Origin of the sequence: Streptomyces sp. PU-14G (assembly GCF_041028275.1) — a bacterium.
In the GTDB taxonomy this organism is placed as follows: domain Bacteria; phylum Actinomycetota; class Actinomycetes; order Streptomycetales; family Streptomycetaceae; genus Streptomyces.
This window is the reverse complement of sequence record NZ_JASKYT010000028.1, coordinates 1-12693: the sequence shown is the minus strand read 5'-3', so window position 1 is coordinate 12693 and position 12693 is coordinate 1. Positions and strand designations below refer to the sequence as shown.

Sequence of the window (12693 nt, the reverse complement as noted above, 5' to 3'; positions counted from 1 at the left end):
CTCGATTGGTCCGCGACCATGATCTCGCGTGGGGCCGTCAGGAAGCCCTCACACCCGGTCCGCCGGGGGCCGGCGCCTGCCCGGGGTGTCGGATATGGCTGGTCCTCCGGTTCGCTCGATCGGTAGAGCACACCGTCCACCGCCGGGCGGTGGCCCCGCCACGGCCCGGCCCGGCCCGTCCCGCGAGTGTCAGCACGCGGCGGCTAGGCCGTTTCTGATGGCTCTTGGACGGTGTCGCGGAGCCAGATGTTGATCGCTGTGACGGCGAGTGTGCCGTTGAAGATGTAGTCGCGCTTGTCGTAGCGGCTGGCCACCGCGCGGTACTGCTTCCACTTGTTGACGCACCGCTCGACGGCACTGCGGCGGCGGTACTGGGTCTTGTCGAAGGCCGGTGGGCGACCGCCGTCCCGTCCCTGCCGCCGACGGTTGGCCCGCTGGTCATCAGGCTGGGCGATGGTCGCTTTGATGCCCCGTCGCCGCAGATAAGCGCGGTTGTCGCGGCTGGAGTAAGCCTTGTCCCCGCGTACCCGGTCCGGGCGGCTGCGGGGGCGACCCCGGCCACGACGCCGGATCCGTAACTCCTCCAGGACGGGGACGAACATCGGGCTGTCGCCCCGCTGGCCCGGAGAGGTACGCCAGGCCAGCGGGCGGGCCCGGTCATCCGCCAGGAGGTGGACCTTGCTCGTCAGCCCGCCCCGCGAGCGCCCCAACGCCTCCCGCCCATCGGCTTCCCCACGCGCACCGCCCCCTTTTGCGGGAAGTCCCGCGGTGGCCGGTGCCGTGCGCCTGCCGCGTGCTGATGCGCACGGCAGGTGGTGGAATCGACGTTGACCGCCCACTCCTTCTCCAGGCCTCGTTCCCGCGTGCCGTCGGGATCGACGGCATCGGCCTCGATCTGCAGCGTGGCCAGGATCCGCTGCCATGTCCCGTCCGCCGACCAGCGGCGGTGCCGCTCATAGACCGTCTGCCAGGGGCCGTACCGCTCGGGCAGGTCAGGCCAGGGCACACCCGTGCGGGCACGGAACAGTCTGGTCCCCGACCGGCTGACCGGGCTCTTGGAAACCAGCTCCAACCCGGCTACCCGTCTGGTTCTCGACCTGGTCGCCCTCCACGCAACAAGCGGCACCGACCTGCGCGACCTCGTCCTCTCCGACGTGCTGCTCACCCGACGGCAACTTCTGATCCGCCGCCCCCACGGCCGACACGTCGTTCACCTCGACAGCACCACAGCTGACCTACTGCACGCTTGGCTCCGCTACCGCCATCAGCGTGGGCCACGCGCCGTCAACGCGCACTTCCTGGTCACTCAACAGACCGCCAGCGCGACCGATCCTGTCTCCGCGGACTACGTCTACAGGCGCTTCGATCCCGCCGGTCTGACTCTGCGCGCGCAGTTCGCGCCGACAGAATCCTGGACGAGGCCCGCGAGACCGAAGATCCCGTCCATCTCGTCCGTATCTTCGGAATCTCCATCACCACTGCCATGAAGTACATCCACGCTGCCCACCCCCACCGCGCCGGCCCTGTTCCTCACTGAGGCAGACGGCCGCCCCGGGAAGCACCTGCACCCCTAAATAGCGTCACTCCAGGACCTTGACCTGCCTTCACGATGGCGGCAGCTCAGTGTTGAGTCTCTCGGCAGACACCCGCTCGGTGCGGATCCAGCCCCTCCAGCCCCGCTCCTCCAGGATCGCCCGGAGTCGCTCGGCGACCGGTGAGGAGTTGACCGCGGTTGAGTCCAGCAGGTCGACGAACTGGTCGTCGATGCCGTCATCGGCACCCACCTCGCCGACCTCCACGGCGCGAACCATCAAGCGCTCCATGATGTCGGCGACCTCGACGACCCGCGGATCGTCGGCCGACCAGTCGAGTGCCCCGCTGAGAAGGCTGTAGAGCTTCACCACGTCGGGGTCGTCCAGCTCCTCGTGCTTCTTCGCGATCACGGAGTCGATCGAGTGCGGCACCTGGGCGGCGATCATGATCCAGGCGTCCCGCTCCATCTCGATGTACCGCTCCTCAACGCCGAGACCCCGCAGCCGGTCGAGGTAGTCCACGACGCTCTGCGGAAGTACCAGGTGCTCTCCGGCGGCGAGCCTGGCGAGTCGGCTGCGAGTGTCCTGCAGCCGCCGGATCTCGGCGCGCAGGGCCTTGTCGATCTCCTGGACGCCGCCGGCGAAGTCCTCCGGGCCAGCGCCAAGGAGTTCCTGTACCCGGGCCAGCGGCACGCCGGCGTCTGCGAGGGTGCGGATCCGGATCAGTCGCACGACCGCGGCAGCGTCGTAGGTCCGGTATCCGGACCGGTCGCGCTCGGGCTCCGGCAGCAACCCGATCCGGTGGTAGTGGCGTACCGCCCGCACCGTCACCCCGGCGTACGCCGCAAGCTGGCTGATGGTGAGCATGGGTCTCAGCCTGCCTCAGGCGATCTTCCGGCGATAGGCGGCCATCGCGAAGATGTACGCCACGACGAGGATGCCGACGCACCAGGCGAGGGCGGTCCAGATGTCGTCGCCGACCGGCTGCTGGGCGAACAGGTTGCGGATCGTGTTGACGATCGACGTCACCGGCTGATGTTCGGCGAACCAGCGCACCGGGCCGGGCATCGTCTTTGTGGGCACGAACGCCGAACTGACGAACGGCAGGAAGATGAGGGGGTAGGCGAAGGCGCCGGCGCCCTCGACCGACGACGCAGAAAGCCCGGGGATCACGGCGAGCCAGGTCAGGGCCAGGGTGAACAAGAGCAGGATGCCGGCGACCGCGAGCCATGCCGACACCCCTGCCCCCGAGCGGAAGCCCATGAGTACAGCGACGCCCACGACGAGCACGAGCGCGATCAGGCTGGCGACCAAAGAGGTGACGACGTGCGCCCACAGCACACCCGACCGAGCGATCGGCATGGACTGGAATCGTTCGAAGATGCCGCCCTTTACATCGGTGAACAGCCGGTACGCGGTGTAGGAGATGCCTGAGGCGATGGTCATGAGCAGGATGCCGGGCAGCATGTAGTTCACGTACGGAACCGACCCGGTATCGATGGCGCCGCCGAACACGTAGACGAACATCAGCATCATGGCGACCGGCGTGATGGCGGTCGTGATGATGGTGTCCATGCTGCGTGTGACGTGGCGCAGGGTCCGCCCCGTGAGCGCGGCAGTGTCGCTGAAGAAGTACGCGGTCATCCTCGTCCCCCAGTTGTCGTGCCAGTGACGTCGCTCTTGTCGCTGCTGCCGATGACTGCGAGAAAGATCTCCTCGAGAGTCGGCTGCTTCTCGACGTACTCGACCTTGGCGGGTGGGAAGAGTTGCTTGAGCTCGGTGAGGGTGCCGTTCACGATGATCCGACCCTGGTGGAGGATCCCGATCCGGTCGGCCAGCTGCTCAGCCTCCTCCAGGTACTGCGTGGTGAGCAGCACCGTCGTTCCGTGGCCGGCGAGCTCCTTGACCGCATCCCACACCTCGATGCGCGCCTCGGGGTCGAGTCCGGCCGTCGGCTCGTCCAGGAAAATCACCGGCGAATTCCCGATGAGGCTCATCGCAATGTCCAGCCGGCGGCGCATCCCACCCGAATATGTGGACACTCGCCGCGCGCCCGCCTCGCTCAGCGAGAAACGCCTCAGCAGGTCATCCGCAGTCGCGCCAGGGTCCTTGAGGTGGCGCAGCCTGGCGACCAGGGCGAGGTTCTCCCGACCGCTGAGGATCTCGTCAACGGCCGCGAACTGCCCGGTGAGACTGATGGACTCCCGCACGTTCGCCGCTTGCGTGGCGACGTCGAAGCCATGGACGCTCGCCACCCCCGCTTCGGCCTTCAGGAGCGTGGCGAGGATCCTCACGGTCGTGGTCTTGCCCGCCCCGTTGGAACCGAGCAGGGCGAAGATGCTGCCCGGCACCACGTCGAAGTCCACACCGCGCAGCACTTCGAGCTTCCCGTACGACTTCTTGAGATCTTGCACGCGAATCGCCGGACCGGCGATCGATTGGGCTGTCATGCTCATCTGCCTCCTTCGCGGAGCTCTTCCGGGCGACTGCGCGGAAGCTCCTCCCGGAAGGATGGAGGGTTGACCCAGCGTCAAGGTCAAGCCCGTTCCGACCACGGCAGATCGCCGACCGGCCAGACACACTGCAGCGATGACGGGCCGCGCGCCCCGAGCTCGTTCGGCCGCGAACCCGCCATACTCATAGCTGTCGGTGAACCACTCACGCATCGGTTCCTGCGACTCACCGGCCAGAAATCGACGAACCCTCTTGCTTCGCCCGGCGGGCGCGTCGAGACCAGCGAGTCCGCCCCGGAGGCGTCCGTCCGGGAGCTGGCCGAGGAGACCGGCCTGAGCGCGCGCCTCGACGACGCGTACCTGCTGACGCTCCTGCACGACGACCGCGACGGTGTCCGCCGCGTCTCGGCGGTGGTCCGCGTCACCGCCTGGACCGGTGCACCACGGGTCTGCGAGCCGCACCGCTTCACCCGCTGGGAGTGGCACCCCCTGCACACCCTGGCCGGCCTCGGACCCATCTTCGCACCCTCCGCGCAGGCGCTGGAGGCGACCTGGCCCGGCGTGCTGTCCGGCCTGCCCCCGGTACATTCCTACCCTCAGGCTGATGCTCCCCCAGCGATCGGCGGCGAGCCGCCGAGGCCGTTCGGCTGCGTCAGGAGATGACTGACACCGTGATCGCAAAGGGCTGGGCGCCCTCGGCACGCGTCCGACAGGCGCTGCGGACGGTGCCCCGGCACCGCTTCGCTCCCGAGGCCCCGCTCCGTAACGCATACGACGACAACCTGGCTGTTGTCACCCGCCGCGACGGGGCCGGGAGGGCGGTCAGCTCGGTCTCGGCCGCCTGGCTCCAGGCCGACATGGCCGAGCACCTGCGTCTCGAGCCGGGGATGACCGTCTTCGAGGCCGGATCGGGCGGCTGCAACGCCGCGTTGCTGGCCGCCGTCACCGCGCCGACAGGCCGGGTGATCAGCGTCGACCTCGACCCGTACGTCATCCGCCGTACGCGGCGGCTGTGCGCCGAAGCCGGCAGCGGCCGGGTCACCGCCGTCCTCGGCGACGGCCGCCTGGGCGCCCCCGGCCTCGTCCCGCCCGGCGGCTTCGACGGCATGAGCATCACCCACAACGTGTGGGATATCGCCCCGGCCTGGCGGGGGCAGTTGGCCGAGGGCCGGTTCCTCGTCCTCCCCCTGGAGATGCACGGCTACACGGGCGCGATCGCACTCCAGCGGCACGGCGATGTCCTGCACGCGCGCGACTGGACGTACTGCGGATTCGTCCGCGACCGCGGAGCTGCCGCCCGCACCACCCCCACTGTCGCTCTGGCAGGCGGAGCGGTCACGGTGCGGTGGGAAGACGGCGCCCCCGGCGACACCGGCGGACTGGACGCTGCCTTGGACGGCCCCCGGCACGAGCTCGCCACCGGCGTCGTCATCCCCGGCGAGTACTCGCTCGAGACGCTCCAGCTCTACTCGGCGACCGTCCTGGACGGCCACTGCCGCCTGACCGTTCCGGAAGGCTCCGAGTCGGTGACGCAGCGGGACGCCGCCGCGATCGTCGGCGAGGACTCCCTCGCCTACCTGACCAGCGTCAAGACCCACGACGCGCCACAGCCCGCCGACCGGCGCCATGAGTTCCGCGTCCATGCCTACGGCCCGGCCGCACCGGAGCGGGCCGAGCGGTTCGCCACCTGCGTGCAGGACTGGGACCGGCACGTGCGCGAGACCGGCTACCCGCCCATGACCGTCCACCCGGCCGGCACGCCCGACCACGAACTGCCCGCCGGCCACGTGCTGGACAAGACCTCCCGCCCCACCACCACCTCCTCCCCCACCACGCGAGCACCCAACTCCCCCGGCGATTCCACCGACGAGACCCTCAAGGAGTACCTCATGAGCGGTACCTGGCTCCCGCCCGAGCAGTACATCGCCACCCTGCCCAAAGCCACCATCTACGGCTGCTTCTACGTCACCGACCAGGACGAGCGTCCGATCCAACTGCGTTCCGCCCACAACCCGGCGGTGTGGCAGTGGCCCGGCGGCAACCTGGACGACCCGGAAGAGACCCCGTGGGACTGCGCTGTCCGCGAGTGCCTGGAGGAGACCGGTCTGCGCATCGCCGATACCCCGCGGCTGCTGGCCGTGCACTTCCTGCCGCCTCTCGGCGACTGGACCACCCACAAGATCGGCTTCGTCTTCGACGGCGGGCAGCTCGACCGCGACCAGATCGACCGCATCGTCCTGGACCCGGACGAGCACACCGAAGTCGCCATCCGGCCGCTGGAGGAGTGGCGCCAGGAGATGAGCGCCTTTTCCTTCCGCCTTCTCGCCGCGGTGGCCGAGGCCCGTCGCAGCGGGTCGGTCTGCTATCTGGAGCAGTCGCCCGCGTCCTGACCTCCGCCCCGCCCGGCGAGCGCCGCCGAGCGGTTGCCGTACCGACCGTCCGCCCACGTCGTGGAGGCCGGGAGGAAAGCGCCGGCTCCCGGCACCTGTGTGGCTGCGCGCGGCAGCGCAGTGTGGCTGCGCGCGGCAGCGCTGTTCGCCGACGGCCGGCACGTTGCGACGGCAACCTGGCGGTTTCCGGGTGGCTTTTCGGGAAGCGGGCGCGCACTGCTCGCGCGCACCGCGGCATCGTCCGCACGGGAGTGGTGTACGTCACGCGAGTGGGAAAACCCGGTGCGTGGGGCGGGCGTCTAACGGGTGTGAGTTCAGGCAGAAAAGCACTGCACGAGGCCGACGAAGCACATCTCGTCCGCCGGGTGGCCCGGGGCGACCGCGCCGCGTTCGAGGAGCTGTACCGGCGTACGGCGCCGTGGATGGCCGTGCGGCTGCGCAGACGTTGCGCGGACGAGCAGATCGTCGCCGAGGTGATGCAGGAAACGTATCTGGCGGTGTGGCGCGCGGCGGGTGCGTTCGCCGGCAGCGCGGTGGGCGGGACGGCCGTCGGCTGGCTGTGGACGATCGCGGCGCGCCGTCTCGTCGACGCCTTCCGCCGCCGGGCGCACCACGCCGAGCCGCCGCCCGCCGCCGCGTCCACCGACACGGCGCCCGCCGCGGAGGAGGAAGCACTCGCGGCGACCGTCGGCGGGGAGGTCGGTGACGCGTTGCGGTGCCTGGCACCGGAGTTGCGGCAGGTACTGCAAGCCATGGTGCTCGACGGGTTGTCGGTCAAGGAGACCGCTGTCCTGCTGGGGCTGCCCGAGGGCACGGTCAAGACCCGTGCCCGCCGGGCGCGGATCGCGATGCGGAGGGCGCTGGTATGAGCGCGGAACACGTGTCGATGCGGCGCATCGACGGCTACGCGCGCGGCGACGCGGATCTCGCCGCCGACGAGTTGTGGGCGGTGGAGGCGCACCTGGAAGCGTGCGGTACCTGCCGTGCCCGGCTGGCCCGTGCCGTCGCAGAAGAGGCGCCGGCCACCGCGTCGCTCGTCGAGACGGTCTGGTCCGGACTGGAGCCCCGCCTGGAGACGGCCGTCGCGCGTCCGTCCCGGCGGCGCCTGCCGGCGCGGCTGGCGGTCTGGCTCACGCCGGTGATGGCGCCGTGGCTGGCCATGACGCTGGGGGTGACAGCGATCGCGCTGCTGCTGGACACGGTGGGGCTCGGCCCGCACGTCGGCGAGGTGTCGCTGGTGCTGCTGTTCGCGCCGGTGCTGCCGCTGTGCGGGGTGGCCGCCTCATGGTCGCGCGGCCTGGACCCGGCATTCGAACTCACGGCCTGCGTACCGAGGACGGGGCTGCATTTGGTGCTCCGGCGCACCCTCTCGGTTCTCGCCGTGACGATCCCCCCGCTGTTTGTGGCAGGTGAGCTGACGGGGGTGGCGGCAGCACAGTGGCTGCTTCCCTGTCTGGCCTTCACCGCGGCGGCGCTGGCACTCGGCGGCGTTGTCGGCGTCACGCGCGCCGTTTTGGTGCTGGTGGCGGTGTGGGCGGCCGTGATCCTGGCGCCGACGCTGGCCACCAGCCGCACTTCCTTCGCCCTGCACGCGGACGGCCTGCCCGTGTGGGGGGCCTGTCTCGTCCTCGGAGTCGGCGTCCTGCTCGTCCGTCGCGGCGCGTACTCCACCTCGCACGGCCTCGTGCACCTCTCGGGAAGGAAGAACGCATGACACGCGCAGTCAGCGCGGCACACCTCGCACCCAGGGCCTGGGCGTGGGAGATCCGGGCCGCCGGGCTGAAGGTACGAGCCGGCCGCAAGCGGATGGCTGTCGACGGACTCGACCTGTCGCTGGGCACCGGCGTGCACGGCCTCCTCGGCCCGAACGGGGCCGGTAAGACCACCCTGATCCGGGCGTTGGCCACCGTTCTGCGCCCCGCCGAGGGCGCACTGGAGCTGTTCGGCGAGTCCGTCACCGATGCCGGCGCGCACCGCCGTCTGCGCCGGCGGATCGGCTACCTGCCCCAGGTGTTCGGCTACTACAAGCGCTTCACGGTGCGTGAGTTCGTCGAGTACATGGCCTGGCTGAAAGAGGTGCCCAAGGCGGACATCCCGGCAGCCGTCCAACGGGCCGTGGAGCGGGTCGGACTGGCCGAGCGCGCGGACGAGCGGATGAAGGCTCTTTCCGGCGGCATGGTGCGTCGCGTCGGCATTGCCCAGGCGCTGGTCAACGACCCGGCGCTGCTGCTGCTGGACGAGCCGACCGTCGGCCTGGACCCGGCGCAGCGGCTGCGGTTCCGGGAGCTGTTGCAGGAGGTGGGCACCGACACCTGTGTGGTCGTGTCCACCCACCTGGTGGAGGACGTCGCCGCCGCCTGCGACGACGTGGTGCTCTTCGCGGACGGTCGGCTCGTCCTGCACGGCACCCTGGAGGATCTGGCCGCGGCCGGTGGCCCCGAGCACCCTGGCGACAGTCCCCTGGAGCGCGGCTACTCGGCGCTGCTCGTCGGCCCCACGGACCTCAGGAGCGCCTGGTGAGCCTCGCCGTTCTGAAGACCGAGTCGAGGCGCTCCGTCGCCCCGTGGGCCGGATTCGTCATCCTGGCGGCCGGGATGGGGTTCCTCTGGCTGATCGACGGGCCGTGGTGGAGCGGGACGGCCCGGTGGACCTCCCAGTGGACGTCCATGGCGCTGTGGACGCGTTCCCTGCTGACCTTCCTGTGGCCGCTGGCCGTGGGCCTGGGGGCGCTGCAGGGGCTGCGGGACAGCCGCTCACGGATATCCGAACTGCTGACCACCACGCCGCGGCCCGCCGCGCACCGCGCCGCTGTCCCCGCGGGCGCCACCGCGCTGTTTTCGGCCTCGGCCTTCGCCCTGCTCGTCCTGGTGGGCGCGGCACAGGTGCTTCTCGGCGACACGACGTACACGCATCTCGCGTGGCTTCCGATCTCGCTCGTCGGCGCGCTCTCCCTGGTCGCGGGTGCGCTGTTCGGCATGGGCGTCGGACGGAGTCTTCCCTCCGCGCTCACGCCGCCCGCGGTAGCGGTCTCGGCGCTCTTGGCGACCGTGCTTCTCCAGCAGACGGCGGACGAGGCGCTGCCCTCCGGTCTGGCGCCGAACCGGCTCTCGCTCCTGTCACCCGCCGTCTCACAAGTGCGCGAATCACTCCTCACCCTCTCCGTGGCCGTGCACCTCGGGCAGACTCTGTGGCTGCTCGGCTTGGCCGCGACCGGTTTCGCGCTCTTGGCCGCCCGCTCCGCACGTGCCCGGCTCGCTGCCCTCGCCCCCGTTCTGGCGGCAGGGGTGCTCGCTCTCCTCGTCCTGCCCGCCGAACCGCGTCAGACGTACGTCGTCGACCAGGCCGCCGCGTCGCAGGTGTGTGACGGGCCGGTGTGCGTGACCGAGGCGCACCGCCACCGGCTCGCCGAACTCGCGCCACACGGAAAGGAGGCCCTGCGCCGCCTGCGGGACGCCCTCGGTGACAAGGCGCCCGAAACGATCCAGGAGGAGACCGCCCTGCGGGGGATCACCGCCGACCGCGTCCCCTCACCCGACACCGTCCTCATCGACTTCGACGACCCTGTCGTCACCCACGCGAAGGGCCGCGCCCTGACGCGCGTTCTCATCGCCCAGGGAATGGCGCCGAACTGCGTTCCGCGCAGCGACCGGGAAAGTGGCACGCTCGGCGAACTCGCCGCACAGAGCGTCGCCGCGGGTTGGGCGTTGGGAGACCTCCGGCTGCTCGCCGGGAGCGTGCACCGGGAGGACCACCTCCGTGACCGTGCCCGCCCGCTCTGGAGGAAACTCAACGCTCTCCCCCGGGACGAACAGCGCGCCCGCATCGCCGCGTTGCACCAGGCGGCTCTCTCCTGCGAGGGCGGCGCTGCGCACGCGCTGACCGGGGGTGCGTCCCGGTGAGATGGCTGACCCTGTACGCACGGTCGCGGCAGGTGCCCGCCTCGGTCGCCGTGATCGTGCTGAGCGCGCTGACGGTGGGCTTCCTCGCCCCCGGCGGCGGTGCGGGGCCCGGGGACCTGCGGCTGCCCGCACTCGCCCTCGCCGCCGGGGCGACGGCTGCCTCCGCCGGGCTCGGCGGGCAGGACCCCGCGCTGGACCGCACCGCCGCACTGCGATGGGTGTACCGCAGGGCGGTGCACGTGCTGCTCATCGGGGCCGTCGCGGGTGCCGCGCTGCTGTCCGCGCAGGCACTGGGAGAGCACATGGCTCCCGTTGCGTTCCTGGCGCGCGACAGTGCGGGACTGGCAGGCCTCGTCGCCGCGGCAACGGCGGTGTGGGGCGCGCGCAACGCGTGGATACTGCCGACAGGCTGGCTCGCGTTCGCCCTGTTCGCACCGGCCGCGACGAGCGTGCCGCTGCAGGTGGGCACCTGGATGCTGCTGCCACCCGGCACCACGGCCGCCACCTGGACCGCCGTGGCGCTCGCCCTCGTCGGCACCGCCGCCTACGCCGTCGCGGGACCACGTCGCTGAAGCCGCTCGTCCTGGCCCACTGATGCCGTCCGAGCACACTCGCAGGCGGCCCGGAGGAGGCCGGAGCACTCGCCGCGAGTGTCCACCTCCGCACCCGTCACCCGTCCGGCGGCGCCGCGAGAGCGGGTGTGCTGCATGCAGGTGAACCTGGAGGCAGCACACCCGCTCTCCGCACTCGACTACAGGGAGTCTTCATGGTCGTCAAGAAGCTGCACGACGCCGGTCTCCGCAGTGAGCACGCCTACACCGCGGCCGTCGCCTCGATCGGACTCACCGTCGTCTCGTGGATGGGATCGATCAAGGGCGAGACCGCGGGGATGGACCGGGCCGACCGGTGGGGCATCTTCGTCGGAGAGTGGGCTCCGACCTTCTTCGGCCTCGGGCTGGCCCTGGCCCAGTACGAGGACTGACCACCCGCGCAGCCAGCCTGCCGACGGCTGACCGCCTGACAGTACAGCCTGCTGTACCCGCGGGGGCCCGCTCGCGGGATCGGCGGCGCGTGTACCGGTTCCCTACCGTCTCGGTACGGAGCACAGACGGCGAGTCCGCCCTTCGAAGGGAGCCGGGATGTCCGACGACGGCCCTTACCGTCTCACCCCCGCGAGCCGCACCGCCAGCGGCGCACGCCCCGCACGGACAGGCGCCCTCCGCTCGCTGCTGTGGGCCGTGCTGGTGGTGAGCGTCACGGCCAACATGGTGGTGTCGAGCGCCGGTGTGGCGAGCGGGGTGAACCTCGCCTGCGGCCTGGTCACCGCCGTCTGCGTCGTCGGCCTCGTCCTGTTGTGGACGGCCGGCGGCCGGCGGCGTGGTGGTCAGGCGCGGCGGCGGGCGTCGTCGAGGTAGTGCAGGACGGCGGCGACGCGGCGGTCCGTACGGTCGGTGGGGGCCAGGCCGAGCTTGGCGAAGATGCTGCGGATGTGCTTGTGGACAGCGCCTTCGGTGATGGTGAGCCGCTCGGCGACGGCGGTGTTGCCGAGCCCTTCGGCCATCAGGGCCAGCACGTCGCGTTCGCGGGGGCTGAGGCGGTCGAGGCGCGCGTCGGGCCGGGTGCGGGCGAAGATCTGCGCGACGACCTCGGGGTCGATGGCCGTGCCTCCGTCGGCCACCCGGCGCAGCGCGGTCAGGAACTCCTGGACCCGGCCGACCCGTTCCTTGAGGAGGTACCCGAGCCGGGCGCTGCCCTCCGCCAGCAGCTCGGTGGCGAAGGCCTGCTCGACGTATGCGGACAGTACGAGCACGGCCAGGCCAGGTCGGCTGCGTCGGGCCCGCACCGCCGCGGTGATGCCCTCGTCCGTATGGGTCGGGGGCATCCGGACGTCGACGATGGCGACGTCGGGGTCGTGGGTCTCGACCGCGGCCAGGAACCCTTCGGGCGTTCCGGCCGTGGCCACGACGTCGAGCGACTCCGCGCGCAGCAGCAGCGCGAGCCCCTCGCGCAGCAGCGGGTCGTCCTCGGCTATCACAACCCGCATGGCATGCTCACTTTCGCAGTGGTGGGCCCGCCTGGTCGGCCGGGCGCGTTGTCCGTTCGTGCGTGTGCCCCGTGCCGACGGTGCGGGGCGCGGGTGCCCGAGGCGGCCCGGGCACGGGTGGCCGTCTCCCGTGTCCGGGGCCCGGATCTGCGCATGGGTCTGGGCATAGCTCTGGGCCGGCGGTCCGGAATGGCTCCACGCGCGGGCATCCGTACCTCCTGAGACCGTGACGATAAGGCACCGCCGGGCACCGCCGCAGCGCGGGTCTCGGAGCGAAGTCGCGTACGCGCTGGGGCGATTGCACGGTGCCGAGCCGAACCCGCCGGACGACGGCTGCGCTCAGGCGGGCGTACGGGCACGGGGGGCGTACGGGCA

General features: G+C 71.3%; 13 protein-coding genes and 1 pseudogene. 9 read left to right on the top strand and 5 right to left on the bottom strand.

All coding sequences use genetic code 11. The features are described 5' to 3' along the window. Positions 1-203: 203 nt before the first annotated feature. The 4 genes and pseudogenes from AB8Z75_RS05695 to AB8Z75_RS05680 all read right to left on the bottom strand — a co-directional run. Positions 204-1027: pseudogene (locus tag AB8Z75_RS05695) on the bottom strand (IS5 family transposase); the annotation flags it as partial. 577 nt (positions 1028-1604) lie between these two features. Further along, positions 1605-2399 (bottom strand): MerR family transcriptional regulator, encoded by a 795-nt coding sequence (locus AB8Z75_RS05690; RefSeq protein ID WP_369200256.1) that lies wholly within the window; start codon positions 2397-2399, stop codon positions 1605-1607. A 15-nt stretch (positions 2400-2414) separates the two neighbouring features. Continuing rightward, positions 2415-3176, bottom strand: coding sequence for an ABC transporter permease (locus tag AB8Z75_RS05685; RefSeq protein WP_369200255.1), 762 nt, complete (start codon positions 3174-3176; stop codon positions 2415-2417). After that, positions 3173-3982, bottom strand: coding sequence for an ABC transporter ATP-binding protein (locus tag AB8Z75_RS05680; protein WP_369200277.1), 810 nt, complete (start codon positions 3980-3982; stop codon positions 3173-3175). The genes AB8Z75_RS05685 and AB8Z75_RS05680 overlap by 4 nt, the downstream gene beginning before the upstream one ends. 69 nt (positions 3983-4051) lie before the next feature. On the opposite strand from AB8Z75_RS05680, the gene AB8Z75_RS05675 reads away from it, so the two are divergent. The 9 genes from AB8Z75_RS05675 to AB8Z75_RS05635 all read left to right on the top strand — a co-directional run bounded on the left by AB8Z75_RS05675 (position 4052) and on the right by AB8Z75_RS05635 (position 11689). Then, positions 4052-4648, top strand: a complete 597-nt coding sequence (locus AB8Z75_RS05675; RefSeq protein ID WP_369200254.1) for an NUDIX domain-containing protein — start codon at positions 4052-4054, stop codon at positions 4646-4648. Further along, positions 4645-6375 carry a methyltransferase, FxLD system gene (gene fxlM / locus AB8Z75_RS05670; protein WP_369200253.1) on the top strand — a complete coding sequence of 577 codons (1731 nt, stop codon included), beginning with the start codon at positions 4645-4647 and terminating at the stop codon, positions 6373-6375. The genes AB8Z75_RS05675 and fxlM overlap by 4 nt, the downstream gene beginning before the upstream one ends. A 308-nt stretch (positions 6376-6683) precedes the next feature. After that, the gene (locus tag AB8Z75_RS05665; RefSeq protein ID WP_369200252.1) at positions 6684-7244 is read left to right on the top strand and encodes an RNA polymerase sigma factor; all 561 of its coding nucleotides are present in this window, start codon (positions 6684-6686) and stop codon (positions 7242-7244) included. Next, positions 7241-8089: a zf-HC2 domain-containing protein gene (locus AB8Z75_RS05660; RefSeq protein WP_369200251.1), complete on the top strand. Its 849-nt coding sequence runs from the start codon at positions 7241-7243 to the stop codon at positions 8087-8089. Before AB8Z75_RS05665 ends, AB8Z75_RS05660 begins: the two co-directional genes overlap by 4 nt. After that, the gene (locus tag AB8Z75_RS05655; RefSeq protein WP_369200250.1) at positions 8086-8895 is read left to right on the top strand and encodes an ABC transporter ATP-binding protein; all 810 of its coding nucleotides are present in this window, start codon (positions 8086-8088) and stop codon (positions 8893-8895) included. Before AB8Z75_RS05660 ends, AB8Z75_RS05655 begins: the two co-directional genes overlap by 4 nt. Beyond that, positions 8892-10274, top strand: a complete 1383-nt coding sequence (locus tag AB8Z75_RS05650; RefSeq protein ID WP_369200249.1) for a hypothetical protein — start codon at positions 8892-8894, stop codon at positions 10272-10274. Before AB8Z75_RS05655 ends, AB8Z75_RS05650 begins: the two co-directional genes overlap by 4 nt. Then, on the top strand, positions 10271-10846 hold the full coding sequence (locus AB8Z75_RS05645; protein WP_369200248.1) for a hypothetical protein: 576 nt from the start codon (positions 10271-10273) through the stop codon (positions 10844-10846). Before AB8Z75_RS05650 ends, AB8Z75_RS05645 begins: the two co-directional genes overlap by 4 nt. Before the next feature lie 194 nt (positions 10847-11040). Then, positions 11041-11256, top strand: coding sequence for a hypothetical protein (locus AB8Z75_RS05640; protein ID WP_369200247.1), 216 nt, complete (start codon positions 11041-11043; stop codon positions 11254-11256). Positions 11257-11413: 157 nt separating this feature from the next. Then, positions 11414-11689, top strand: a complete 276-nt coding sequence (locus tag AB8Z75_RS05635; protein ID WP_369200246.1) for a hypothetical protein — start codon at positions 11414-11416, stop codon at positions 11687-11689. Here AB8Z75_RS05635 and AB8Z75_RS05630 read toward each other — a convergent pair. Next, positions 11659-12318 (bottom strand): response regulator, encoded by a 660-nt coding sequence (locus tag AB8Z75_RS05630; RefSeq protein ID WP_369200245.1) that lies wholly within the window; start codon positions 12316-12318, stop codon positions 11659-11661. The two genes, AB8Z75_RS05635 and AB8Z75_RS05630, sit on opposite strands and share 31 nt — an antisense overlap. Between the last annotated feature and the right edge of the window lie 375 nt (positions 12319-12693).

Excerpts from the sequence above, each read along its gene's own strand:
- AB8Z75_RS05690 (WP_369200256.1), bottom strand. The coding sequence starts at position 2,399 with ATGCTCACCATCAGCCAGCTTGCGGCGTACGCCGGGGTGACGGTGCGG.
- AB8Z75_RS05685 (WP_369200255.1), bottom strand. The coding sequence starts at position 3,176 with ATGACCGCGTACTTCTTCAGCGACACTGCCGCGCTCACGGGGCGGACC.
- AB8Z75_RS05680 (WP_369200277.1), bottom strand. The coding sequence starts at position 3,982 with ATGACAGCCCAATCGATCGCCGGTCCGGCGATTCGCGTGCAAGATCTC.
- fxlM (WP_369200253.1), top strand. The coding sequence starts at position 4,645 with ATGACTGACACCGTGATCGCAAAGGGCTGGGCGCCCTCGGCACGCGTC.
- AB8Z75_RS05660 (WP_369200251.1), top strand. The coding sequence starts at position 7,241 with ATGAGCGCGGAACACGTGTCGATGCGGCGCATCGACGGCTACGCGCGC.
- AB8Z75_RS05655 (WP_369200250.1), top strand. The coding sequence starts at position 8,086 with ATGACACGCGCAGTCAGCGCGGCACACCTCGCACCCAGGGCCTGGGCG.
- AB8Z75_RS05640 (WP_369200247.1), top strand. The coding sequence starts at position 11,041 with ATGGTCGTCAAGAAGCTGCACGACGCCGGTCTCCGCAGTGAGCACGCC.
- AB8Z75_RS05635 (WP_369200246.1), top strand. The coding sequence starts at position 11,414 with ATGTCCGACGACGGCCCTTACCGTCTCACCCCCGCGAGCCGCACCGCC.
- AB8Z75_RS05630 (WP_369200245.1), bottom strand. The coding sequence starts at position 12,318 with ATGCGGGTTGTGATAGCCGAGGACGACCCGCTGCTGCGCGAGGGGCTC.